This window comes from Achromobacter sp. Marseille-Q4962 (genome assembly GCF_943737005.1).
Taxonomy (GTDB): Bacteria; Pseudomonadota; Gammaproteobacteria; order Burkholderiales; family Burkholderiaceae_B; genus Achromobacter.
Window position 1 is genome coordinate 235,807 of the sequence record NZ_CALSFU010000001.1, and the last position, 24,597, is coordinate 260,403.

Sequence of the window (24,597 nt, forward strand, 5' to 3'; positions counted from 1 at the left end):
GTTGAGAGAGTCCCTTCGTACCAGTACGGATAATGCCGATGCTGGGAGCCGTCTTCCCGTCCAGCGTGCCGCGCCGCGGGAATTCCTTCCCGATCGGCTCCAACCTTTCGTTTGGAGCTTTCCATGAACGCCAATCCCAAATTCCTGGCCGCCACCGCCGAAGTGGACGCGGCCGCCGTCGCGCCTTTGCCCCGTTCCCGCAAGGTGTACCAGACCGGCACGCGGCCGGACATCCGCGTGCCCTTCCGGGAAATCGAGCAGGACGACACGCCGACCATGTTCGGCGGCGAGAAGAACCCGCCGCTGACAGTCTACGACACCAGCGGTCCGTATACGGACCCGGACGTCAAGATCGACATCCGCCGCGGCCTGCCGGAGCTGCGCCGCGCCTGGATCGAAGAACGCGGCGACACGGAATTGCTGGCTGGCCCGACCAGCGAATACGGCAAGCAGCGCCTGACCGACCCGAAGCTGACCGCCATGCGCTTCGACCTGCGCCGCCCGCCCCGCCGCGCGCGCAGCGGGGCCAACGTAACGCAGATGCACTATGCCCGCCGCGGCATCATCACGCCCGAGATGGAGTTCGTGGCCATCCGCGAGAACCTGCGCCGCGAGCAGTACCTGCAATCGCTGCGCGACAGCGGCCCCGAAGGCGAGAAGCTGGCCCGCCGGCTGCTGCGCCAGCATCCGGGCCAGTCTTTCGGCGCGTCCATTCCCGCGGCCATCACGCCCGAGTTCGTGCGCGACGAGGTCGCGCGCGGCCGCGCCATCATCCCGGCCAACATCAACCATCCGGAAATCGAGCCCATGGCCATCGGCCGCAATTTCCTGGTGAAGATCAACGCCAACATCGGCAATTCCGCCGTCAGTTCCGGCATCGGCGAGGAAGTGGAGAAAATGACCTGGGCCATCCGCTGGGGCGGCGACACGGTCATGGACCTCTCCACCGGCAAGCACATCCACGAGACGCGCGAGTGGATCATCCGCAACTCGCCGGTGCCGATCGGCACGGTGCCCATCTACCAGGCGCTTGAGAAAGTGGACGGCAAGGCCGAGGAGCTGACCTGGGAGATCTTCCGCGACACGCTGATCGAGCAGGCCGAACAGGGGGTGGACTACTTCACCATCCATGCCGGCGTGCGCCTGCCCTTCATTCCCATGACCGCCGACCGCATGACGGGCATTGTCTCGCGCGGCGGCTCCATCATGGCCAAGTGGTGCCTGGCGCATCACAAGGAAAGCTTCCTCTACGAACGTTTCGAGGAAATCTGCGAAATCATGAAGGCGTATGACGTGAGCTTCTCGCTGGGCGACGGCCTGCGGCCGGGCTCGGGCTACGACGCCAACGACGAGGCGCAGTTCGCCGAACTCAAGACGCTGGGCGAACTGACCCGGATCGCCTGGAAGCACGACGTGCAGGTCATGATCGAAGGCCCGGGCCACGTGCCGATGCAGATGATCAAGGAGAACATGGACCTGCAGCTCGAGCACTGTCACGAAGCGCCGTTCTATACCCTGGGGCCGCTCACCACCGACATCGCGCCGGGCTACGACCACATCACCTCGGGCATCGGCGCGGCGCTGATCGGCTGGTACGGCACGGCAATGCTCTGCTACGTGACGCCGAAGGAACACCTGGGCCTGCCTAACAAGAAAGACGTGAAGGACGGCATCATCACGTACAAGATCGCGGCCCACGCGGCGGACCTGGCCAAGGGCCATCCGGGCGCAGCGATCCGCGACAACGCGCTGTCCAAGGCGCGTTTCGAGTTCCGCTGGGAAGACCAGTTCAACCTGGGCCTGGACCCGGATACGGCGCGCGAGTTCCACGACGAGACGCTGCCCAAGGATTCGATGAAGGTCGCGCATTTCTGCTCCATGTGCGGCCCGCACTTCTGCAGCATGAAGATCACCCAGGACGTGCGCGACTATGCCGCGTCGCTGGGTGTGAGTGAAAAAGAAGCCCTGCAGAAGGGCATGCAGGAAAAGTCGGTGGAGTTCGTGCGGAAGGGGGCCGAGGTTTATCACCGGCAGTGAGGGCCTGCTGAAGCGGAGTTTGCGGGTCTGCCGGGGCGCGGCTTGGGTTCTTGGGCCGCCCGGCACTCGAACCTCGACCGCCGGCCGGGACGGGCCGCGTGCCTGGGGGTTGCGCCACGGGCGCAGGCGGAGGGGGAATCCTGCGACGCCCGCCCCGCACCGGCCGCGCGAGCGGCCTTGCGGGGCTCGCGCGGCGTCTTGCGTCGTGATGATGACGCTTCGCGTGCGGCATGGGCGCCGGTTTGGCGTCCGCCTCTTTGGAGGCAGTCAAGCCGGGCTGACATGGCGGGTCCGCCGGCATCCCTCCGCAGTCTCGCCCGCGCACGCTCTCCCGATGCGCGCCAGCGCGCATGCCAGACTGACATCCGGGCGCCCGAAAACTTAGAGCAACTTCCCCGGATTCATGATCCCCGCAGGATCCAGCACCGCCTTGATCTCCCGCATCAAGCGCAACTCCAGCGGATTCTTGCTGTGCAGGAAATGGTCCCGCTTCAACTGCCCGATTCCGTGCTCCGCCGAAATGCTGCCGCCGTAGCGATTCACCTCGTCCAGCACGGCATCCGTGATCGCCGCCCCGTGCGCCGCCGCCCAATCGCGGTCGGCGCCGGCCGGGCGCGACAGGTTGTAGTGGAGATTGCCGTCGCCGAAGTGGCCGAAGATGTACGGCCGGATATCGGGGTACAGGGCCCGCACCCGCGCCTCGGCGGAAGCCATGAAATCGGGAATGCGCTCGATAGGCAGCGAAACATCGTGCTTGAGGTGCGGGCCATCGGCGCGCTGCGCCTCCGAGATTTCCTCGCGCAGCTTCCACAGCGCCTGCAGCTGCGCCAGCGAGGCCGAAACGGCCGCGTCCAGGCACAGCCCCTCTTCGAGCGCCTGGCCGATCACGCTTTCGAGCAGCGCATTGAGCGCCGCCTCGTCGGCCGTGTCGGCCAGCTCCACCAGCACGTAGGCCGGATAGCGCTGGGCAAAGGGTTCCTGCACGCCCTCAGCGTGCTTCAGCACCAGGTCTACGCAGTCGCCGGAAAAGAATTCGAACGCCTGCAGGCGCGCGCCGCACTTCTGGAACAGCAGCTCGAAAAGCCGCAGGGCCTGCATGGGCGACTCCACCGCCGCCAGCACCACCGAACGCACGTCGGTCCGGGGAAACAGCCGCAGCGCCACCGCGGTGATCACGCCCAGCGTGCCTTCGGAACCGATCAGCAGCTGCTTGAGGTCGTAGCCCGTGTTGTCCTTGCGCAGCGTGCGCAGGCCGTGGAACACCTCGCCGGTGGGCAGCACGGCTTCCAGGCCCAGCACCAGCTCGCGGGCCATGCCGTAGCGCACCACGTTGACGCCGCCGGCATTGGTGGCGACGTTGCCGCCGATCTGGCTGGAATCCTCGGCCGCCAGCGACAACGGCAGCAGGCGCCCGGCTTCCTGCGCCGCGCGGCGCAGATTGCCCAGGATGCAGCCCGCCTCGGCCACCATGGTATTGGCGATGGTGTCGATGGAACGGATGGCGTTCATCCGATCCAGGCTGAGCACCACGTTGGCGGGCGAGGCGTCCGGCGTCGCGCCGCCGCACAGCCCGGTATTGCCGCCGCGCGGCACCACGGCCACGCCGGCCTGCTGGCACAGCGCGAGGCAGGCCGCGACCTCTTCCGTGCTGCGGGGACGGACGACGGCCTGGGCCTGCCCCTTGTACAGGCCCCGCCAATCGGCAAGCCAGGGCGCGATGTCGTCGGCAGCGGTGAGAACAGTGTCCGGCCCCAGGGTCTGGAGCAGGCGCGCGGGGAAATCGGAGGGACTCATGATTGCGGACTCGGGTCGGATAAAGGGAGATCGAGGTTCAGCCGGGCGGCGGCCAGCTTCAGATGGCCGGTGGCGGCCTGGCGGGCGCCCTCCGGATCCTGGCGGCGTATGGCCTGGAGCACGGCCACGTGTTCCTGGTGGACGGCGGCGGCCAGCCCCTGCTGGCGCGCGGTATGCGAGCGCGCCGTGGCAACCGCCATGCGCAATTGCAGATTGAGGTAGCGCAGCAGCTCCTGGTAATAGCCGTTGTGCGTGGCGGCCGCGATGGCGACGTGAAAGGCGATGTCGTGCTCCACGCCGTGCTCGGGATGGTCCAGGTGGGCCTCCAGGCGCTGCAGCGCGCGCTCCATGGCGCGCAGGTCGGGCTCCGTGCGGCGCAGCGCGGCCAGCGCGGCGGCCCCGCCTTCCAGTTCCATGCGCAGTTCGTAGACGCTGGCGAGCTGGCGCCGGTCCAGGCCCACGTCGGCCGATACCTGGAACCCCTGGGCTCCGGTGCGCGCCAGCACGGTGCAGCCCGACCCCTGGCGGCTCTGGATCAGGCCCTGGGCGCGCAGCCGTTCGGTGACTTCGCGGATTACCGCGGCGCTGACGCCATACTGGTCCGCAAGCGCGCGGCCGGCGGGCAGCTTGGCGCCCACGGGGTACACGCCGTTGGCGATGTCTTCGGCAATGCGGTGGGCCACCTGTTCGGTCAATGTGAGCGTGCGGGCGAGCATGGCGGGATTATAGGCATAGTTTTCAGGTTATATGAAAACTTTTGGGGCGGCCTAGCCGGCGTCGAGCCGCCGCTCTCAGGCCGCGGCGGCCGCCTGGTCCAGGCCGAGATCGGTGATTGCCTGCGCGTCGGCCACGGCACAGCGCCGCCCGCCCATGGCCTTGGCGCGATACAGCGCCGTGTCGGCGGCCAGCATGGCCGCCTGGGGCGTGCGCTGCGGGCCGGCCAGGATGGAAATGCCGGCCGACAGCCCCACCGACACCAGGGTGCCGTCGGCCAGGGCGATGGGCTTGGAGACTTCGAGCAGCAAGTGCTCCCCAAGCCGCACCGCGGCTTCGGCGTCGATGCCCGTCACCAGGACCACGAACTCGTCGCCGCCGATGCGCGCCGCCACGTCGTCCACGCGCAGCATGCCGCGCATGCGCGCGGCGATGGTCTTGAGCACCTCGTCGCCCGCGGCATGGCCATGGGTGTCGTTGATGATCTTGAAATCGTCCATGTCCAGGTACAGCAGCGCCGCAGCCGCGTCGTGCTCGCGCTTGCTGGCGCAGACGCGCTCGAGCGCGGCTTCGAGCCCGGCCCGGTTGGCCAGGCCCGTCAATGCGTCCTGGCTCGCGCGGCGCTCGTTTTCGCGTTCGGCCTGCATGGTGGACACCAGGATGCGGTTCAGCCGGTGCGACGCGATGCTCATGCTGACGAGGTAGAACGGAATCTGGATGAACACAATGCCCATGACCACTTCGCCCGTGAACAGCGCCGCCAGGCACATCGGCCCCAGGCTGAGGAAGATCATGGCGCCCACCAGCCTCGGCGCGCCGTAATTGCGGAAACAGATGCCGCCCGCCATGGCCCCGCAGGATATCCCCGCCAGAGTGGCGGCCAGCCAGTCGCCGTTGATGAAGGTCGCGAAAACGCCGTAGCCCACGCTGAAAGCCCAGGCCAGGGCCAGCATGATGTACAGGTCGGTGTGGGTGTTGCCGCCGGCGCGCGAGGCTTTCAGGGCATGCCGCAGGACCAGCACGCGCACCAGCGCCAGCAGCACCTCCAGGATCAGCCACGAAATGTACATGGGCTCCGGGCGCCGCCAGGTGACCACGCCGGAAACCATGAGGGTATTGATGACCCCGCCAGCGAAGATCGGCAGCGTGCCGAACAGGCTGCCCACCAACGCCACGCGGATGTCGGGAGGGGTGTCTGGGCCGGAATCGGTAAGCCAGCGCGTCAGGCGCCACCTGGGTAATCGGAAACTGGGTCCTGTATCCACGCCGTGGGGTCCAAGGTTTCCCGCCAGAAACGCGGGACTGGCTGCGTTATAGCAGGAATTTGATCTTATTAATATTCCGAAACAGTTTCACCGGCAGCAACGGGCCGGCGCCCGCAGACCGCGCATTCGGGATCGCGCAGCACGTTTACGCTGCGCCACTGCATGGTGCGCGCGTCCAGCCAGAGCAGCCGGCCGGACAGGCTCTCGCCGACGCCGGCAAGCAGTTTCAGCGCCTCCGCCGCCTGCATGCTGCCGATGATGCCCACCAGCGGCGCGAACACGCCCGTGGTGGCGCAATTGACCGCTTCGACGTCGTCGGCTTCCGGAAACAGGCAGTGATAACAGGGAGCGCGCCCGTCGCGCAGGTCATAGACGCTGACCTGGCCGTCGAAGCGGATGGCCGCGCCCGACACCAGGGGCTTGCGGTGCCGCAGGCAGGCGCGGTTGATGGCGTGGCGGGTGGCGAAATTGTCGGTGCAGTCCAGCACAACGTCGGCCTGGGCCACGGCATCGGACAGCGCCTGCCCCTGCAGGCGCTCCACGCGGGCATGCACGCGCACCTGCGGGTTGAAGGCGGCCAGCAGGTCGCGCCCGGATTCGGCCTTGGGCCGGCCCACGCTGGCCGTGGTGTGCAGGATCTGGCGCTGGAGATTGCTCAGCTCGACCGAATCGTCGTCGGCCAGGGTGATTTCGCCCACCCCCGCCGTGGCGAGATACAGCGCGGCCGGGGAGCCCAGCCCACCGGCACCCACGACCAGCGCGTGCGAAGCCAGCAGCTTTTCCTGCCCTTCGATGCCCAGCTCATCGAGCAGGATGTGCCGGGCATAGCGCAGCAGTTGCTCGTCGTTCATTTGCCCTTGGAGGGTTCCACTCCGGACGGGGTGATCTTCATGCGCTCGGTGGAGCCCATGGCGGGCTTGGAGTCGGCCTTGGCCTGGGCGCGCGCCGACCCCTTCTCGACCGGCTTGCCCGCCAGCAGGTTCAGCGCCTGCTGGAGCTGGAAGTCGTCCTTGCCGCCAAACTCGAAGACCTTGGTCGGGACGTCGACGTTGTCCTGGTCGGCGTTGGACTTCACCTCGTTGGCGGTCTGCTGGTTGGACAGGTGGCGCTGCAGGTCGGCTTCGCGCGGCAGGCGGAACAGGTCGCCCTGCGCGGTGTCGGCCACCACGTAGTCGGGCTCGATGCCCGTGGCCTGGATGGAACGGCCGCTGGGCGTGAAGTAGCGCGACGTGGTGAGCTTGACGGCCGTGGACTCCGACAGCGGCAGGATGACCTGCACCGAACCCTTGCCGAAGGTACGGTTGCCCAGCACCTTGGCGCGCTTGTGGTCTTGCAGCGCGCCGGCCACGATTTCGGAGGCCGAGGCCGAGCCCACGTTGACCAGCACCACCATGGGCACGGTCTTCACCCAGGCCGGCAGGCCGGCCAGATAGTTGCTTTCGCCGCGCGCGTACTCGGCCGGGGTGGCCAGGTACTTGTGGCGGGCGTCGGGCGTGCGGCCGTCGGTGGTCACCACCAGCGCGTCGGGCGGCAGGAAGGCGCCGGCCACGCCGATGGCGCTGGTAAGCAGGCCGCCCGGATCGTTGCGCAGGTCGAGCACCAGGCCCTTGGGCGCTTCCTTGGCGCCGAGATCCTTGAGCTGCTTGGCCAGGTCGGCGCCAGTCTTTTCCTGGAACTGGGCGATGCGCACGTAGCCCACGCCGTTGTCCAGCATCTTGCTGCGCACGCTGCGCACCTTGATGATGTCGCGGACGATCTTCAGCACGATGGGCTGGGGATGGTCGGCGCGCATGATGGTGAGCGTGATGGGCGACTTGGGCGCGCCGCGCATGAGCTTGACGGCGTCGCTCAGCGACATGCCCTTGGTGGGCGTGTCGTCGATCTTGATGATGAGGTCGCCGGCCTGCACGCCAGCCCGCGCGGCGGGCGTGTCTTCGATGGGGGAGATCACCTTGACGAAGCCGTCTTCGGCGCCGACTTCGATGCCCAGCCCGCCGAACTCGCCCTGCGTGGCCGTCTGCATCTCGCGGAAGGCGTCGGCATCGAGGTAGGCCGAGTGCGGGTCGAGGTTGGACACCATGCCCGAGATGGCGTTGTCGATGAGCGTCTTGTCATCGACCGCCTCGACGTAGTTGTTCTTGATGGCCGCAAAGACGTTGCTGAGCTGCCGGAGCTCGTCCAGGGGCAAGGGGCTGCCGCGCTGCGCGACTGCCGTCACGCCCACGCTCAGCAGCGCGCCCGCCACCGCACCGATGGCAATCAGACCGAAACCGCGAAACTTGCGAGTGCTCATGCACACTTCCCGAATATGTTTTCGCCGATGGGATTCAGTAGAACGGCACCGATATACCAGCAGCCTTCGACCAACGACTCATTCAACCCTATGGCGCCAGCCACTGGGCCGGATCCACAGGAGCGCCACGATGGCGAATTTCAAAGTATAGGCCGGATTCCACTTGGCCGCCGGTCGCCCCCACGCTGGCGATGGTGTCGCCCGCCGCCACGGGATCCCCCACCCTCTTGAGCAGACTTTGGTTGTAAGCATAGACCGTCAGGTATTGCTGACCATGATCCACAATGATGAGGTTGCCGAAACCCCGCAGCCAATCAGCGTAGACCACCGTACCCGGCGCCACCGCCTTGACGGGGGTGCCTTCCGGGGCGCGCAGCACGATGCCCCGCCACACGCCGCCGTCCGGACGGTCCACGCCGAAGCGGCCCTGCACCTGGCCGCGCACCGGCGGCGTCAGACCGCGGTGCAGGCCGTTGCCCGGCGGCGCGGCGCGCGGCGCGGGTTGCACGGACGCACTGCGGGTTGGAGTGGCGGCGGCGGCTTCCGGTTCCGCTTTGCGCGGCGGTTCCACCTGTTTTTCCGGAGCGCCCGCGCCCCGCGCCTTCCAGCCCTGATCGCCCTCCGCGGGCCGCAGCCCGGCCGCATCGGGATCGGCCAGCGCCACCGGACCATGAGGCGGCTGGCCCTGGCGGGTAGCCGCCTCGACCTGCTCGCGCGCCTGGGCCGCCTCGCGGGCCTCGCGTTCGCGGCGGGCGCTGTCGGCCTGCCGGCGGGCGGCCTCGGCCCGCCGCTGCGCTTCCTCGGCGGCGCGGCGGGCCTCTTCCTGCCGGCGCGCCTCTTCCGCCTTGCGGCGGGCTTCCTCGGCGCGCCGCGCTTCCTCCGCCTGCCGGGCAATGGCGGCGTCCAGATCGGAAATCAGGCGCGACAGCCGCTGGTCGTCGCGGCCCAGCTTGCTGGCCTCGGCGCGCTGGGCGGTAATCTGGCCCTCCAGCTGCGCCAGGAGCGTCGCGCGCTCTTTCTGCTGTTGGACCAGGGCCGACTTCTGCTCGGAAGTCTCGGCCGTCACCTTCTGGATTTCGTCGCGGCGGGCGTCGGCGCGGCCCTGCAGGGCGGCAAGGCGGTCGATGTCGGTCCGCAGCGCCTGCACGGCCTGGGCGCGGGCGCGCGACACGTAGTCGAGATAGCCCAGGTTGCGCCCCAGCTCCTGCGGGTCGTCGCCCGAAAGCAGGGCCGTCCAGGGCGACAGGCCGCTGGTGTATTGCGTGCGAAGCTGGCCGGCCAGCTCGGCGCGCCGCCTGGCGAGCACGGCCTGCTGTGCGGCGATCTGCTTTTCCAGGCTGGCCAGGTCGGCCTCGGCCTGGCTGCCGGCCTCGGCGAGTTCGCGCAACCTGAGATTGATGCGGGAAATGGCCGACTCGGACTGCCGCAACGCGTCGGCCGCCTCCTTGCGGGCCGCCTCCCGGACGTCGATGTCCTTTTGCAGGGCCTCGATGCGTTCGCGCAGCCGGGCCTGCTGCCGCTCGGCCTCGGACTGCCTGCCGGCCAGATCGGCGGGCGCGCCGCGGGCGGCATGCGCCCCCGCGGCCAGCATGACCGACAACAGCAACCCCGCGGCGCGACGCATGTGTGCCAACCTTTTCCCTGGAGATCAGTCCTTCTTGGCCTTGCCCTGGGCAGCCACGGCGGCCATGGCCGCCTCGATCTCGGCGGCATCGCCCAGATAATAGTGGCGGATGGGGCGCAGGTCATCATCCAGCTCGTAGACGAGCGGCTGGCCGGTCGGGATGTTCAGGTTGACGATGTCGTCTTCGGACATGCCGTCGAGGTATTTGATGAGCGCGCGCAGGCTGTTGCCGTGCGCGGCGACCAGCACCTTGCGGCCGGAGCGGATGGCCGGGGCGATGGACTCGTTCCAGAACGGCAGCACGCGGGCCACGGTGTCTTTCAGGCATTCGGTGGCCGGAAGCTGGTCGGCCGGCACCTTGGCGTAGCGGCTGTCGAAGCGCGGGTGGCGCGGATCGTCCAGCGAGAGCGGCTCGGGCGCGATGGCATAGGCGCGGCGCCAGATCAGCACTTGCTCGTCGCCGAACTTGGCGGCGGTTTCGGCCTTGTTCAGCCCCTGCAGCGCGCCGTAGTGGCGCTCATTCAGCCGCCAGCTCACGCCCACGGGGGTGTACATGGCGTCCATGGCGTCCAGCGCGATCCAGAGGGTGCGGATGGCGCGCTTGAGCACCGAGGTGTAGGCCAGGTCGAAGGCATAGCCTTCTTTCTTGAGCAATTCGCCCGCCTTGCGGGCCTGTTCGCGGCCGGTTTCGGTGAGGTCGACGTCGGTCCAGCCCGTGAAGCGGTTTTCGAGGTTCCACTGGCTTTCGCCGTGGCGCATCAGAACGAGTTTGTGCATGGCGTGGCGCGCTTTCGGCGCGGGTTAAAGTTGAGGAATGCGCTCATTTTATAATTGCGCGATTTTGCCCTTGATTTCACCCCGGCGCACCTCGTCCGTCCATTGGCGGGGCGCGCGGGGCCGGCTTTCATTCGGTTCTTACTCCGGACCCGGCCGCTTCCGGCCGGCGCCGCACTTCAGGATGCCTCGTGGACTTTCTGCACTTTCTGCTTGACAAGAACAACCTCTTCATCGTCGCTATCGCCGTGGTGTCCGGCGCGATGCTGGCCTGGCCGGCGCTGCGCAAGGGCCGCGCCGGCGGCGCCGTCAGCACCGGCGAAGCGATCCAGATGGTGAACCAGCGCCAGGCCGTGTGGGTGGACGTGCGCCCCGCCGAGCAGTTCCAGGCCGGGCACATCGCCCAGGCCCGCAGCGTGCCGGCCGCCGATCTCGAAAAGAAGGCCGCCAGCCTGCCCAAGAACAAGCCCCTCATCGTGGTCTGCGAAAATGGCCGCGATTCCACGCGCATCGCCGCCCGGCTGCGCGCCCAGGGCTACGCCGACGCGACGCCGCTCGAAGGCGGCATGCGCGCCTGGCTGGCCGCCGGTCTGCCCATCACCCAGAAGGGCTGAGCCCGGCAACGAACGCATCATCAGGAGCGCCTATGAAAAAAGTGGTCATGTACAGCAAGGACTATTGTCCGTATTGCGCGCGCGCCAAGGCGCTCTTGGAGCAGCGCGGCGTGGCCGACCTCGAAGTCATCCAGATCGACCGCGACCCGTCGCAGCGCGACATCATGATCGAACGCACCGGACGACGCACCGTGCCGCAGATCTTCATCGGCGATACTCACGTCGGCGGCTGCGACGACCTGATGGCGCTGGACCGCGCCGGCGGCCTCGCTCCGCTGCTCAACAACGGCTGACAACCGCCTTTTGCCCATCCCACCAACGGAAACACTCATGGCTGATCAAGACCAAAACACCCAGCAGGAAGGCGGCAACGACGCGCCCTCGTTCAATCTGCAGCGCGTCTACCTGAAAGACCTGTCCCTGGAAATGCCGAATGCGCCCCACATCTTCCTGGAGCAGGAAGCGCCCCAGGTGGAAGTGAGCATCAACGTCGGCGGCCAGCGCCTGGCCGAAACCGTGTTCGAAACCACCGTCACCGTCACGGTCACCACCCGCGTGAACGACAAGGTGCTGTACCTTGTGGAAGGCACGCAGGCCGGCATCTTCGAGGCCGCCAACATCCCTGCCGAGCAGCTCGATCCGCTGCTGGGCATCGTGTGCCCCACCATGCTGTACCCGTACCTGCGCGCCAACATCGCCGACGCGATCACGCGCAGCTCGCTGCCCCCGCTGCACCTGACCGAGGTGAACTTCCAGGCCCTGTACGAACAGCGCCTGGCCGAGCTGGCCCAGCAGCAAAGCGCCTCCAATGGCAACGGCGCCGATTCGGGCATCATCCTGCCCCCGGGCGCCACCCGCCAGTAAGCCGGGACGCGGCGCCCCATGGCCACTCCCGCCGCCCGCAGCCTGCGCGTCGCCGTCCTGGGCGCGGGTAGCTGGGGCACCGCGCTGGCGGCGGCCGCGAGCCGCCGCCATGCCGCCGTGCTCTGGGCGCGCGATCCCGCGCAAGCGGCCGCCATGGCCGCCACGCGCGAGAACGCGCGCTATCTCCCGGGCATTGCCCTGCCGCAAGCCCTCGAATTCTCCGGCGACCTCGACGCCGCGCTCCTGCACCTGCGCCATGCCGACGCCGACCGCCTGATCGTGCTGGGCGTGCCGGTGGCCGGGCTGACCGCCCTCTGCGGCGAGCTTTCGCGCCGCCTGCCGGCGCTGGGCCTGGAAGACACCCCCATCGTCTGGACCTGCAAGGGCTTCGAAGCCGACACCGCGCGGCTGCCCCACGAAATCATGCGCCAGGCGCTGCCCGGCGCCACCGGCGGCGCGCTGTCGGGTCCGTCGTTCGCGCGCGAGGTGGCCCGGGGCCTGCCCGTGGCGCTCACCGTGGCCAGCGCCAGCGCCGCGCTGCGCGAAACCACCACCCGCGCCTTCCATGGCGGCGCGCTGCGCGTCTATGCCAGCGCCGATCTGGTCGGCGTCGAGGTCGGCGGCGCGCTCAAGAACGTCATCGCGGTGGCCTGCGGCATCTGCGACGGACTGGCGCTGGGCACCAATGCCCGCGCCGCGCTCATTACCCGCGGCCTGGCCGAAATGACCCGCCTCGGCGTGGCCCTGGGCGCCCAGGCCGAAACCTTCGCCGGCCTGACGGGGCTGGGCGACCTGGTGCTGACCGCCACCGGCGAGCTCTCGCGCAACCGCAAGGTGGGCCTGGAAATCGGCGCGGGCCGCAAACTGGCCGACATCCTGGCCAGCGGGATCACCGCCGAGGGCGTGCGCTGCGCGCGCGCCGCGCTCGAACGCGCCCGCGCCGCCCGGGTCGAGCTGCCCATCACCGAGGCCGTCTGCGCCGTGCTCTTCGAAGGCGTGGCGCCCATGACGGCGGTTTCGGCCCTGCTGGCGCGCGACGCCCGCTACGAAAGCGGCAACGCGCCCGGCTGAAAGCCTCATACGCCCCCGATTTCCGTCCGCACGATCACAACGCCCACAACACTCTGGAGACCTCCGTCATGTCGATAGCCCGCAATTTCCGGGTCGGTTCCCTGCTGCGCAAGCTGTGCCTGGGGCTGGCGGCCCTGCTGCCGCTGGCCGCCCACGCCGATTGGCCCGAGCGCCCCATCCACCTGGTGGTGCCCTTCCCGCCCGGCTCCTCGCCCGACCTGCTGGCGCGCACCATCTCCGAGCCGTTGTCGCAGGCGCTGGGCCAGCCCATCGTGATCGACAACAAGCCGGGCGCGGGCGGCAACATCGGCACCCGCATCGTGTCGCAGGCCAGGCCGGACGGCTACACCCTGCTCTACACGATCAACGGCCCGCTGGTCACGGCGCCCACGCTGTACAAAAAGACCCTGGGCTACGATCCGCTGCGCGACCTGGCGCCCATCACGCTGGTAGGCACCAGCCCCAACGTGCTGGTGGTGCCGGCCAGCCTCAAGGTGGACACGGTGCAGGACTTCGTCAAGCTCGTGAAATCGCGGGGCAATTCGCTGAACTACGGCTCCGTGGGCCCGGGCAGCTCGGCCCATCTGGCCATGGAAATGTTCAAGGGACGCGCCGGCATCGACCTGGCGCACATCCCGTACTCGGGATTCCCGCAGGTGATCTCGGCCATCATCGGCGGCGACGTGCAGGCCGGCTTCATGGTGCCCGCCATTGCCGTGCCCCAGGCGCGCGACGGCAAGGTCAGGCTGCTGGCCGTGACCAGCCTGCAGCCCAGCGACGCGCTGCCCGGCGTGCCCACCATGGCGGCCGAAGGCTATCCGGGTTTCGAGGCAATTTCCTGGAACGCCGTGCTGGCCCCCGCCGGCACGCCCACGCCCATCATCGAGCGCCTGAACGGCGAGCTGTCGCGCATCCTGGGCAGCGAATCGGTGCGCAAGCAGTTCACGCAGCAGTACTTCACGCCCGCGCCTTCCACGCCCGAGGCGCTCACCCGCCGCATCAAGGACGAAAAGGCGCTCTGGGACCCAGTGATCCAGAAGCTGAATCTCTCGCTGGATTGACGCCTGTTGCGCCAGGGGCCCCGCGCGGGCGCCTGGGCCGGCGGCCGCTCACAGGCCGCCGTCGTATCCCTGCTGGCGCCACGCCTCGAATACGGTGACGGCCACGGCGTTGGACAGGTTGAGGCTGCGCTGCCCCGGACGCATGGGCAGGCGCAGCCGCTGCTGCGGGGCGAAGAGCGCCTGGTGGGCTTCCGACAGGCCCGAGGTTTCGCGGCCGAACACGAACACATCCCCCGGGCGGAACGCCACGTCGCCCACGCTGCGCTGCGCCCGCGTGGTGAGCGCATAGATATGGGAAGGGTCGGCCCCGGTGTCTGCCAGCGCCTCTTCGAGGCTGTCGTGCACGCGCACAGGCTGCCATTCGTGATAGTCCAGCCCGGCGCGGCGCAACCGCGCGTCGTCCATGTCGAATCCCAACGGGCGCACCAGGTGCAGCTGCGCGCCGGTGTTGGCGCAAAGCCGGATGGCGTTGCCGGTGTTGGGCGGGATTTCGGGGCAGACCAGGATGACGTGAAACATGGCGAAGGCGCAGAAAACGGCGGCGTTCCGAACGGGACGCGGATGTGGCGGATTGTCGCCGATTTGCCGTTCTCCCGGGCGCTCTACGGCGCGCCGCCGGGGGTGCGCGCCGCCACCAGCACCGTTACGTCCTGCGCGCCGCCGGCGATGAGCGCCTGGGCGGCGGCACGCACGGTGCTGCCGGTCGTCATGACGTCGTCCACCAGTACCGCGTGCCGGCCCGCCAGGGGCTCGCGGCAGACGTACAGCCCCTGCGCCGCGCGGCGGCGGGCCCGGCGGTCCAGCGTGGCTTGGCGCGGCGTTTCGCGGCGGCGCGCCAGCACGGCGCGCGCCAGCGGGATATCCAGCTCGCCGGCCAGGGCGCGGGCGATCTCGGCCGCGGGATTCATGCCGCGCCGGCGCAGCGAGGCGCGGCCGGCCGGCACCGGCACCAGCACCGCGCCCGCGGGCAGAACCAATCCCTGTCGCGCGCAGGCGCGCGCCATCATGCCCGCCAGCACGGGGGCCATGCTCAGCCGCAGCCCGGACTTGAGCATATGGACCAGGATGTCGGCGGGCGGCTCGTAATCGAACGCCGCCACGCAGCGCGAGAACGGCGGCGCGCCCGCCAGGCAGGCCGCGCAGTGGCCGTGCCTGAGGCGCAGGGCGCAGCGCGGGCAGCGCGGAACCGCCGGATCGACCATGGACCCGGCGATATCGGACTCACACCCGGCGCACAGCCGCGCCCCCGCGACGCGCGCGCCGCATAGCGGGCAGTCGCAGCCGATGCGGGCCAGCAGCGATCGCCCCGCGCGGCGCAGGGTCAATCGGAAGGCTGAGCCCGTATGCGCAATAATGTCGGACATCGCTTCATGTAATCATGCTCCGCCCCGCGCCGCCAGTACGGGCGCGATCCCAATGTCCCTGCCAGAAACCTCCCCCCCGCCTTCCCTGCCCATCGTCAGCGCCGACGTGCCGCGCCAGTTCGCCCGCCGCGGCGACCTGTCCGAGGCCCAGTTCCTCTATGGGGAAGTGGCCCGGCGCATGCTGGGGCGGCTGCGCTATATCCGCCTGCGGCCGGCCGCCATGCTGGACGCCGGCTGCGGGGCGGGCGACAACCTGGCCCTGCTGCGGGAGCGCTATCCCGAGGCCGCCTATACCGGGCTGGACAACTGCGAGCCGCTGCTGGCGATCGCGCGCAAGCGCCATGCGGCCGGCGGCCTGGGCGCCTGGATCGGCAGGCTCGCCCGTCGCGGCCCGGCCGGGCCGGCTTTCCTGAACGCCGACCTGGCGGCCAGCGGACTGCCCCCCGAGTCGCTGGACCTGGTGTGGTCGAACCTGGCGCTGCACTGGCACCGCGAACCGCACGCCGTGCTGGCCGAATGGCGGCGCGTGCTCAAGGTGGGCGGACTGGCGATGTTCTCCTGTCTGGGGCCCGCCACGCTGCGCGAGCTGCGGCAGGCGCTGGACGACGCCGGCCTGCGCACGGCCACGCCCTCGTTCGTGGACATGCACGATTTCGGCGATCTGCTGGTGGAGAACGGCTTTGCCGATCCGGTCATGGACCAGGAAATACTGACCCTCACCTACCGCGGCCCCGACAAGCTGCTGGCGGACGTGCGCGCGCTGGGCGGCAATCCGGCCGAAGGCCGCCGGGCGGGCCTGGCCGGCAGGCGCTGGCGCGAGCGGCTGTGCGCAGCCCTGGAAGCGCAGCGGGGCGAAGACGGCCTGATACGGCTTTCGATAGAGGTGGCTTACGGACACGCCTGGCGCGCCGCGGCGCATCGGACCGGGGCCGGGGAAACCCGCCTGTCCGTCAGCGCCATCGGCGGCCGCAGGCAGGGCGCCGCGCCCTGACCTGTCCCGGGCGGGTCAGTGCAGGTGCTCGGGCAGGGGCTCCACCCCGGGCTCCGACAGCGGCTGCACGGCAACGTGCATGGGCTCGGAAGTGGCGCGGATGCGCCGACGCAGCACGGCGGTGGGTTCGGGCGCGGGCGCGGTGGCGCAAGCCTCGCCGCGGAAGGTCTGGGTCATGCTTTCCACCACCAGCGGCAGCTCGCGCAGGCGATGGAACTGGTTGCGCAGCCAGCGGGAGTCGTTGCCGCTGCGGATGGCCTCGTCGCGCAGCGCGGCGATCATGTCGGCCGTGCCGAGCTCCTGGGCCACCGGCATCAGGCGCTGGAACAGGGCCCGCAGGTGGTCGATGAGGCGCACGCGCTGGCCGTCCGGCGTGACGTAGCTGCCTTGCAGGCCGAAACGGCAGGCCTGGAAATGGTTGCTGCGGTAGGACAGCCAGGCCCCGTCGGAAGGCTCGTCTTCGCGCAGCAGCAGCACCGAGAGGGCCTGGGCGAAGGCCGCGATCTGGCAGGCCCGCTCCACGGTCAGGGGGGTGTCGCACACGCGGATTTCCACCGTGCCATATTCGGGCTTGGGCCGGATATCCCAGTACAGGTCCTTGATGCTCTCGGCCAGGCCGAACGCGCGCAGCTGCGACAGATGCGCCTCGAACTGGTACCAGTCCTTGACTTCGGGCGGCAGGTGGCCAGCCAGGGGAAAGCTGTTGACCGCGTTCAGGCGCGAGCACGAGAACAGGGTGTCCACGCCTTCGCAGTACGGCGAGGAGGCCGACAGGGCAATGAAGTGCGGAACATAGGGCGACAGGCGGCGCAGCAGGCCGATGGCCTCGTCGCCGGTCTTCACGCCCAGGTGAATGTGCTGGCCGAACACCGTAAATTGACGCGCCAGGTAACCATACATTTCGGCCAGGTACTGGAATCGCGGCGTGTCCGAAATGGAGCGCTCCTGCCAGCGCATGAAGGGGTGCGCGCCGCCGCCGGCGACAGAGACCCCCACGGCGTCAGCGGCCTCGACCAGCGCGTCGCGCATCTCGCGCATTTCGGCCAGCAGGCCCATGGGGTGCTCGTGCACCGAGGAATTCAGTTCGATCATGGACCGCGTGATCTCGGGTTTGACGCGGTCGGCGATGGGATGGTTGGCCATCTGGGCCAGGAGCTCATCGGAAGCGGCGGCAAGGTCGAAGCTGCGCGGATCGATGAGCTGCAGTTCGAGTTCGATGCCCAGGGTGTTGGGGGCCGACGAAATGAACGGGATGTGTTCCATCTCGGACTCCTTGATATTTGTGGTGGGGGATTGCGCCGTTCGACCTTGAAGCCCGGCAGCTTCCCGGGGGGCACTAGACGGCTGCTTATGCGTGCATGATAGCCGCAGCTTTATGGCAAAACGATTGTAAATCGTGACATTTGTGTGCAACATCGGGAAGCATCCCGTTTTACCCGCACAGAGCCGGTAAGCAAGCACTTACAACATAGGATTGACGGGGGATTGCGGCCGGCGGCTCCCGGAAAGCAAGCGCTGGCAGGGCCTGGAGAGGGGTTCGGGATATCCCGGATTAGGGATATCCCGGGGGAATGGCGGCAGATCCGGCGGCCGCTATTTGCGCCAGAAGATAGGGGTGAACAGCACCAGCACCGTCATCAGCTCCAGGCGTCCGATCAGCATGGCGAAGGTGCACACCCAGATCTGGAAATCCGAAAGCACCGCGAAATTGCCCATGGGGCCGACCGGGCCCAGGCCCGGACCGGTGTTGTTCACGCTGGCGAACACGGCCGAAAAAGCGGTGATGGGATCCAGCCCCGACAGCAGCAGCAGGCTGGTGAACACGGCGATGGACAGACCGTAGAACAGCATGAACGCCAGCACCGACGACATGGTGCGGCCTTCCACCGCCCGACCGTTGATGCGCACCGGGCTCACCGCGTGCGGGTGCAGCATGGTGACCAGCTCGTTGCGCGCCTGCTTGATGAGGAGAATGGCGCGGATCATCTTGATGCCGCCGCCGGTGGACCCCGCCGAGGTGGCGAAACCCGACAGCAGCAGCATGGTGAGCGGCGCGAAGAGCGGCCACTGGGCGAAATCGGTGTTGGCGTACCCTGTGGTGGTGGCCATGGAGATCGTGTTGAACATGCCGTAGCGCAGGGCCTGCAGCGGCGCCGTGTACACCCCCTTGATGTACAGGTATGCCGAGATCACCAGCCCCACGCCCAGCACGACGACCAGGTAGGGCACGGCTTCGGGGCAGCGCAGGTACGCGCGGGCGCTGCGCTGGCGCAAGGCGTTGAAATGGGTGGCGAAGTTGATGCCCGCGATCAGCATGAACACCATGGCCACCGCCTCCACCGCCGGGGAATCGAAGTGGGCGAAGCCGTCGTCCCAGGTGGAAAAGCCGCCCAGCCCCATGGTGGTGGCCATGTGGCACCAGGCGTCGAACCACGGCAGCCCCACGGCGCGGTAGGCCAGGAAACAGAGGATGGAAAACGCGAAATACACCGCGTAGAGCGCCTTGGCCGTGCTGGCGATGCGCGGGGTGAGCTTCTCGTCTTTCATGGGGCCGGGCGTCTCGGCCCGCACCACCTGGTGGCCGCCCACGCCCAGCAGCGGCAGAATGGCCACGGCCAGCACCAGGATGCCCATGCCGCCCACCCAGATCAGGGTGGCGCGCCACAGGTTGATGGACGGCGGCAGCGCGTCGAGATTGGTCAGCACGGTGGCGCCAGTGGTGGTGAGGCCGGACATGGCCTCGAAATAGGCGCTGGTGAACGACAGCGGCAGGCCGGCGTGGCGAAAATAGATGAGCAGCGGGATCGCGGCCAGCAGCGGCAGCCCCGCCCACACCGCCGACACCAGCACGAAACCGTCGCGGGCGCGCAGCTCGCTGCGATTGCGCCGGGTAAGCGCGGCCAGGCCCGCGCCGATGCCGATCGACAGCAGGAAGCCCTCCAGGAAGGCCTGGCGCGCGGCATCCTCGCCCAGGTACGCCACGCCCAGCGGAATGACCATGGTGAGCGCGAACATCACCATGGTCAGGCCGAGAATGTGCAGGGTGGCCAGCACGCGCTTCATGATGCTCGTCCGGCCGCGCCGGCCCCGGCGTTGAGGTCTGGGGCGCGCATCAGAAGAACGAAGCCGAGACCTGGAACAGTTTTTCCACGCGCGGCATCTGCTTGCGCGAGGGCACGAAGACGATCACGTGGTCGTCGGACTCGACGACGGTGTCGGCATCGGGCAGCAGGATTTCCTCGCCGCGCACCAGGGCGCCAATGGTGGCGCCCTTGGGCAAGTGGATTTCTCCCACGGGCCGGCCCACCACCTTCGAGGTGGAGCGGTCGCCGTGGGCGATGGCTTCCAGCGCCTCCGCCACGCCCTGGCGCAGGCGGTGCACGGCCGCCACGTCGCCGCGGCGCACGTGGCGCAGCAGCTCGCTCATGGTGGCCTGCGAGGGCGACACGGCGATGTCGATGTGGCTGCCCTGCATGAGCTCGCCATAGGCCTGCCGGTTGATGAGCGCGATCACCTTGCGCGCGCCCAGGCGCTTGGCCAGCAGCGATGACATGATGTTGTCCTCGTCGTCGCTGGTGAGGGCGAGCCAGGTGTCCATGTCCTCGATGTTCTCGCGCTCCAGCAGGCTTTCGTCGGTGCCGCTGCCGTGCAGGACGAGCACGCTGTCCGGAAGCTGCGTGGCGAGGTATTCGCAGCGCTTCCGGTCGCGCTCGATGATGCGCACGCTGTAGTTTTCCTCGGCGAGCTGGCGCGCCAGGCGCAGGCCGATATTGCCGCCGCCGGCGATCATGACGCGCCGCACGGCGCGCTCGGCCTCGCGCAGCTGCCGCACGGCGCGGCGCGCATGGCGCGTGTCCACCACCAGCACGACCTCGTCGCCGGGGGCGATCACGGTGCCGCTGCCGCCGCGCAGGGGCCGCCCGCCGCGCAGCACGTCCACCACGCGCGCCTGCACGTCAGGCCAGACGTCGCGCAGCTCGTCGATGGGATGATGCGCCATGGGACTGCCGTGGCTGACCCTCACGGTGACCACGCTGACCCGCCCTTCGGCGAACTCGACCACCTGCAGGGCCTCGGGAAACTCGATGAGGCTGTGCAGATAGGTGGTGACGCTGCGCTCGGGGCTGATGAGCGCGTCGATACAGAAGCCGTCCTCGCCCATCAGTTCGGGGTGCTCGGGAAACTCCGGCGACCGGATGCGCGCGATGCGGCGCGGCACGTTGAACAGCTGGCGCGCCATCTTGCACGCCACCATGTTGGCGGCGTCGGAAGCCGCGCAGGCGATGAGGAGATCGGTGTCGGCGGCGCCGGCCGCCTCCATGATCGAAACCTGCGTGCCGTCGCCGTGGATGACGCGCAGATCGAAGTGTTCCTGGAGATACTGCAACTGCCCGGCATCCGTATCGACGACCGTGATGTCGTTCTCTTCGGAAACCAGGTTTTCCGCCACGCTGGTGCCCACGCGCCCAGCGCCCATGATGAGGATCTTCATGTGCCCCGCTTGCGCGCGGATTCGATGCCCAGTTGCTTGAGCTTGCGGTAGAGGTGGGTGCGCTCCAGGCCCGTGCGCTCGGAGACGCGGGTCATGCTGTGGCTTTCGCGGACCAGGTGGTATTCGAAATAGATGCGCTCGAACTCGTCGCGCGCTTCGCGCAGGGGCTGGTCGAGCGAGATGCTGCCGAGCTGGCCGTTGGCGGTGACCGGCACTTCGCCGGACGGCGCGGGAGCCAGCGTGGGCGGATCGAGCTCGTCTTCGAGCGCGACCGGGGCGCTGGGCGCCGCCTGGTGCGCGGCGGCGGGAGCGGGATGCGGGGCGCGCCCGCGCGCCAGCCCGGCCGCCACGGTCTTGAGCAGGCGCTGCAGCGTGATGGGCTTTTCGAGGAAATCCATGGCGCCGATGCGCGTGGCCTCGACGGCGGTATCGATGGTGGCGTGGCCGCTCATCATGATGACGGGCATGTCCAGGAGGCCCTGCGAGCCCCATTCCTTGAGCAGGCTGACGCCGTCGGTGTCGGGCATCCAGATGTCCAGCAGCACGAGGTCGGGACGCATGCGCAACCGCGCGGCGCGCGCCTGCGCCGCATTTTCGGCCAATTCGACCGTATGCCCCTCGTCGTAAAGGATTTCCGACAAAAGTTCGCGAATACCGACTTCGTCGTCAACCACCAGGATTCTGGCCATAAAGCATCCACCTATTGCGTAGCCGCATTATGCTTTTGTTGCGCGGTCGCGTCCATAGTATCGGCCCCGGGCGCCAGCCGGGTCAACAGAATGGATATCCGCGCCCCCCCTTCCTTGCGATTCGCAAGATCGATGCGCCCGCCGTGTTCTTCCACGATCTTGCGCACGATGGCCAATCCTAACCCAGTGCCATGCGCCTTGGTGGTGACGTATGGCTCGAAGGCGCGCTGCATGACCTGCTGGGAGAAGCCCGGGCCGGTGTCGGCCACGGTGAGGCGCACGGCCTGCTGGTCGGAGCCGTCGGGCTGTTCGCTGTGCGTAAGCTGGGTCTTGATGCTCACCTGCCCCTGCCCGCCCTGCTCGGCCACCGCGTCGCGCGCATTGGCCAGCAGATTGTGGATGACCTGGCGCAGCTGGGTGGGATCGCCCTCGATGGCCGGGAGGTCGGGCGCCAGCGCCACGTCCAGCATGAACGCCTTGGCGCCGTGGCGCGTCATGCCGCCCTCGGCCGGATCCCAGCCGTAGAGCGACAGCACGTCGGCCACCAGCGCGTTGAAATCCAGGCGCTGCATGACGGCCGGCGGCGTGCGGGCGTACTCCCGGAAATCGTCCACCATCTGCTTCAGCGAGGCGACCTGGTTGATGATGGTATTGGTGGAGCGCTCGACGATCTGCGCCTCCGCCTCGGGCAGCTTGCCGGCGAGCTTCATGGCCAGCCGCTCGGCGGAAAGCTGGATGGGCGTGAGCGGGTTCTTGATTTCGTGCGCCAGGCGGCGCGCCACTTCGCCCCAGGCCACCGTGCGGTTGGCCGAAATGACCTCGGTGATGTCGTCGAACACCACCAGGTAGCCGTTGCCGCGGCCGTCCACCCGCAGGTGCGTGCCGCGCGCGAGCAGCGTGAGCGTCTGTGGCGACTCGTCGCCGCCCGGCTGCGCCAGCGATATCTCGAACTGCTGCTGCCAGTGCTGGCGCTCCGAGCCCACGGCCGCGTGCGCGGAAAACGCCTGGCGCACCACGTTGGCGAATTCCAGCATGCCGTCGGCCGTTTCGAGCGGACGTCCGATCACCGAGCGCAGGTCGGCCTGCAGAATGGTCTGGGCCCCCTGGTTGACCGTGGTGACGCGAAAAGACTCGTCGAACACCAGCACGCCCGACGACAGGTTGGAGAGCACGCTCTCCAGGTAGACATTGGAGCGTTCCAACTGCTGGCGGTTGCTCTCCACCATGCGGCGCGCCTCGTCCAACTGGCGCGTCATGGCGTTGAACGAACGGGTAAGCTGGCCCACCTCGTCGCGCTCCGGCGGCTCGGGCAGCGGCCGGTAGTCGCCCACGCCCACGGCCTGCGTGCCGGCCGCCAGGCTCAGCAGCGGGCGCACCAGCCGCTTGGACAGCGAAAGCGCCACGGCAATGGCGCCGAAGGCCGCCAGCAGCAGGGCCAGCGTCAGCGTGATGCCGTACAGCTTGCGCAGGCCCAGCCGCGAAAGCGCCAGTTCCTGGTAGTCGCGGAACCCTTGCTGCACGCGGTTGGCGTTGTGGGCGATCTGCTCCGGCACCGGCTGCACCAGTTGCAGCCAGCGCGGCTCGGACGCGCCCAGCAGCCCGTCGTAGCGGTCGGGGCCGGACAGCGGAATGACCACGCGCAGGTGCAGCCCGCCTTCGTCGCCCGGGGCCACGGGGTCGTCGGCTTCCGCCGCCGAATAGCCGCGCGCCAGCCGCAACTGGTTCATCACGGCCGGCGGCGGCATGGCCGGCATGAGCTGGCCGTACTGGCTGGTGGAAAACGCCACCATGCGGCCGCTGCCGGTGAACACCATGGCTTCCTGCACGCCGTTGCTTTCGCGCAGGCGGGTGAGCGCCAACGAAATGCCCGTGTCGCTGTTGCGGCTGAGCTCGGTGGCCATGGAGCGGGCGCGCGCGTCCAGGTCGGCCAGCAGCGAATCGAGCGCCGCGCGCCCCAGGTTGAGGCCGGCCTCCAGCGCGGAATCGACCCGCACGTTGAACCACGATTCGATCGAGCGCGACATGAACTGGACCGACACCGTGTAGATCAGCGCGCCCGGCACCACGCCGATCAGGGCGAACGCCAGCGAGAAGCGCGCGGTCAGGCGCGCGCCGAACTGGCGGCGCCGGATCTGGCGCGACAGCCGCACCGTCAGCGCCACCACCCAAATGAACAGCGCCAGCGCGAAAATGCCGTTGAGCACCAGCAGCACGTCGTAATAGCGCGCGAACCGGGACGCGTTTCCGGTCGACCAGGCCAGCAGCCCCAGCAGCGCCAGGCCGCTGACCGCGCCTATCAACAGGGCAAGCCGCAGCAGCAGCCTCATGACGGGTCTTTCTCCTGTTTCACGGTGAAGGTGAAATCGCTCCAGGGAGTGGATTGGGTCCAGGCGCTGCTGTTGAGCGCATTGACCTGGAAGGGCCGCGGCAGCAGCGAGGTGTCCAGCCGCAGGCGCAGCTGCCCGCCGTACTCCACGTCTTCGTCGAACTCGCCGGCATCGGCCACGGCCCAGTTGCGCACGTGCCGGATGACGCTCATGGCGTCGTCGAGCGAGGCCACGGGAAACGTCAGTTCGCCCACGCCGGCGCGCCACTGGCGGGTCAGGGCGTTATAGCCCACGCGCCAGGTGCGGCTGGTTTCGACGATGGACTTGTCGAACCACCACCAGCGCTCCCGGGTGATGGTGAGGTCGGCCGTGAAATACAGCGACAGCCCGCGCTGCGCCGCCTCGCGGAGCTGGTCATTGAGGTCGAAACGGATATCGGCGTCGATTTCCAGCATGCCGTTGCGGATGACCGGCTCCACTTTCAGCACTTTGGGCTCGTCCGCATGGGCGACGCCGCCCGGCAGGAACCAAAACAGGGCAGATGCCAGCAACAAGCCTAGAAATGAGCGCGAAATAATGGACATACGACACCAGACCAACGTCACGCCCTTATTCTTGGCGAT

The 24,597-nt window shown here is 68.7% G+C and carries 22 protein-coding genes; 7 read left to right on the forward strand and 15 right to left on the reverse strand.

All coding sequences use genetic code 11. The features are described 5' to 3' along the window. The first annotated feature begins 123 nt into the window (after positions 1-123). Positions 124-2,037: a phosphomethylpyrimidine synthase ThiC gene (gene thiC / locus NGJ44_RS01075; protein ID WP_251862856.1), complete on the forward strand. Its 1,914-nt coding sequence runs from the start codon at positions 124-126 to the stop codon at positions 2,035-2,037. Positions 2,038-2,418: 381 nt separating this feature from the next. Here thiC and NGJ44_RS01080 read toward each other — a convergent pair whose 3' ends face one another. From NGJ44_RS01080 to gpmA, 7 genes are all read right to left on the reverse strand, one after another. Beyond that, positions 2,419-3,831, reverse strand: a complete 1,413-nt coding sequence (locus NGJ44_RS01080) for an FAD-binding oxidoreductase (protein ID WP_251862857.1) — start codon at positions 3,829-3,831, stop codon at positions 2,419-2,421. Continuing rightward, on the reverse strand, positions 3,828-4,547 hold the full coding sequence (locus NGJ44_RS01085) for a FadR/GntR family transcriptional regulator (RefSeq protein ID WP_053246459.1): 720 nt from the start codon (positions 4,545-4,547) through the stop codon (positions 3,828-3,830). Before NGJ44_RS01085 ends, NGJ44_RS01080 begins: the two co-directional genes overlap by 4 nt. A gap of 75 nt (positions 4,548-4,622) precedes the next feature. Beyond that, positions 4,623-5,810 (reverse strand): GGDEF domain-containing protein, encoded by a 1,188-nt coding sequence (locus NGJ44_RS01090; RefSeq protein ID WP_053246460.1) that lies wholly within the window; start codon positions 5,808-5,810, stop codon positions 4,623-4,625. A 68-nt stretch (positions 5,811-5,878) separates the two neighbouring features. Further along, positions 5,879-6,661 carry a HesA/MoeB/ThiF family protein gene (locus NGJ44_RS01095; protein WP_251862858.1) on the reverse strand — a complete coding sequence of 261 codons (783 nt, stop codon included), beginning with the start codon at positions 6,659-6,661 and terminating at the stop codon, positions 5,879-5,881. Further along, entirely contained in the window at positions 6,658-8,103 is a 1,446-nt protein-coding gene (locus NGJ44_RS01100) for a S41 family peptidase (protein WP_053246462.1), read from the reverse strand. Before NGJ44_RS01100 ends, NGJ44_RS01095 begins: the two co-directional genes overlap by 4 nt. Positions 8,104-8,191: 88 nt before the next feature. Then, complete coding sequence (locus NGJ44_RS01105) at positions 8,192-9,727, reverse strand: murein hydrolase activator EnvC family protein (RefSeq protein WP_251862859.1); 1,536 nt, start codon at positions 9,725-9,727, stop codon at positions 8,192-8,194. Positions 9,728-9,751: 24 nt separating this feature from the next. Next, on the reverse strand, positions 9,752-10,504 hold the full coding sequence (gene gpmA, locus NGJ44_RS01110; protein ID WP_251862860.1) for a 2,3-diphosphoglycerate-dependent phosphoglycerate mutase: 753 nt from the start codon (positions 10,502-10,504) through the stop codon (positions 9,752-9,754). Positions 10,505-10,692: 188 nt separating this feature from the next. Between gpmA and NGJ44_RS01115 the strand changes: the two genes are divergently transcribed. The 5 genes from NGJ44_RS01115 to NGJ44_RS01135 all read left to right on the forward strand — a co-directional run bounded on the left by NGJ44_RS01115 (position 10,693) and on the right by NGJ44_RS01135 (position 14,111). Next, complete coding sequence (locus NGJ44_RS01115; protein ID WP_251862861.1) at positions 10,693-11,115, forward strand: rhodanese-like domain-containing protein; 423 nt, start codon at positions 10,693-10,695, stop codon at positions 11,113-11,115. Positions 11,116-11,147: 32 nt separating this feature from the next. Beyond that, entirely contained in the window at positions 11,148-11,408 is a 261-nt protein-coding gene (gene grxC, locus NGJ44_RS01120) for a glutaredoxin 3 (RefSeq protein WP_251862862.1), read from the forward strand. A 37-nt stretch (positions 11,409-11,445) separates the two neighbouring features. After that, positions 11,446-11,979: a protein-export chaperone SecB gene (secB, locus tag NGJ44_RS01125; RefSeq protein WP_251862863.1), complete on the forward strand. Its 534-nt coding sequence runs from the start codon at positions 11,446-11,448 to the stop codon at positions 11,977-11,979. A gap of 18 nt (positions 11,980-11,997) precedes the next feature. Further along, positions 11,998-13,050, forward strand: a complete 1,053-nt coding sequence (locus NGJ44_RS01130; protein ID WP_251862864.1) for an NAD(P)H-dependent glycerol-3-phosphate dehydrogenase — start codon at positions 11,998-12,000, stop codon at positions 13,048-13,050. 68 nt (positions 13,051-13,118) lie between these two features. Continuing rightward, positions 13,119-14,111 (forward strand): Bug family tripartite tricarboxylate transporter substrate binding protein, encoded by a 993-nt coding sequence (locus NGJ44_RS01135; protein WP_053246682.1) that lies wholly within the window; start codon positions 13,119-13,121, stop codon positions 14,109-14,111. 48 nt (positions 14,112-14,159) lie between these two features. Here NGJ44_RS01135 and NGJ44_RS01140 read toward each other — a convergent pair whose 3' ends face one another. Together NGJ44_RS01140 and NGJ44_RS01145 are read right to left on the reverse strand one after the other, a co-directional pair. Further along, positions 14,160-14,630 (reverse strand): tRNA (cytidine(34)-2'-O)-methyltransferase, encoded by a 471-nt coding sequence (locus NGJ44_RS01140; RefSeq protein ID WP_251862865.1) that lies wholly within the window; start codon positions 14,628-14,630, stop codon positions 14,160-14,162. 83 nt (positions 14,631-14,713) lie between these two features. Further along, complete coding sequence (locus NGJ44_RS01145; protein WP_251862866.1) at positions 14,714-15,436, reverse strand: ComFC family protein; 723 nt, start codon at positions 15,434-15,436, stop codon at positions 14,714-14,716. 91 nt (positions 15,437-15,527) lie between these two features. Here NGJ44_RS01145 and NGJ44_RS01150 point away from each other — a divergent pair, with 91 nt between their 5' ends. Continuing rightward, the gene (locus NGJ44_RS01150; protein ID WP_251862867.1) at positions 15,528-16,466 is read left to right on the forward strand and encodes a methyltransferase domain-containing protein; all 939 of its coding nucleotides are present in this window, start codon (positions 15,528-15,530) and stop codon (positions 16,464-16,466) included. A 15-nt stretch (positions 16,467-16,481) separates the two neighbouring features. On the opposite strand, the gene NGJ44_RS01155 is transcribed toward NGJ44_RS01150, so the two are convergent. The 6 genes from NGJ44_RS01155 to NGJ44_RS01180 all read right to left on the reverse strand — a co-directional run bounded on the left by NGJ44_RS01155 (position 16,482) and on the right by NGJ44_RS01180 (position 24,579). Beyond that, entirely contained in the window at positions 16,482-17,729 is a 1,248-nt protein-coding gene (locus tag NGJ44_RS01155) for a YbdK family carboxylate-amine ligase (RefSeq protein WP_053246569.1), read from the reverse strand. A 330-nt stretch (positions 17,730-18,059) separates the two neighbouring features. Continuing rightward, a complete protein-coding gene (locus NGJ44_RS01160) occupies positions 18,060-19,529 on the reverse strand; it encodes a TrkH family potassium uptake protein (RefSeq protein ID WP_053246568.1) in 1,470 nt (489 codons plus the stop codon). 49 nt (positions 19,530-19,578) lie between these two features. Continuing rightward, the gene (gene trkA, locus NGJ44_RS01165; RefSeq protein WP_251862868.1) at positions 19,579-20,958 is read right to left on the reverse strand and encodes a Trk system potassium transporter TrkA; all 1,380 of its coding nucleotides are present in this window, start codon (positions 20,956-20,958) and stop codon (positions 19,579-19,581) included. Further along, positions 20,955-21,647 (reverse strand): response regulator, encoded by a 693-nt coding sequence (locus NGJ44_RS01170; protein WP_053246713.1) that lies wholly within the window; start codon positions 21,645-21,647, stop codon positions 20,955-20,957. Before NGJ44_RS01170 ends, trkA begins: the two co-directional genes overlap by 4 nt. Positions 21,648-21,658: 11 nt before the next feature. Beyond that, positions 21,659-23,974, reverse strand: a complete 2,316-nt coding sequence (locus NGJ44_RS01175) for a sensor histidine kinase (protein ID WP_053246712.1) — start codon at positions 23,972-23,974, stop codon at positions 21,659-21,661. Further along, positions 23,971-24,579 carry a DUF4390 domain-containing protein gene (locus tag NGJ44_RS01180; protein ID WP_235491086.1) on the reverse strand — a complete coding sequence of 203 codons (609 nt, stop codon included), beginning with the start codon at positions 24,577-24,579 and terminating at the stop codon, positions 23,971-23,973. The genes NGJ44_RS01175 and NGJ44_RS01180 overlap by 4 nt, the downstream gene beginning before the upstream one ends. Positions 24,580-24,597 lie beyond the last annotated feature (18 nt).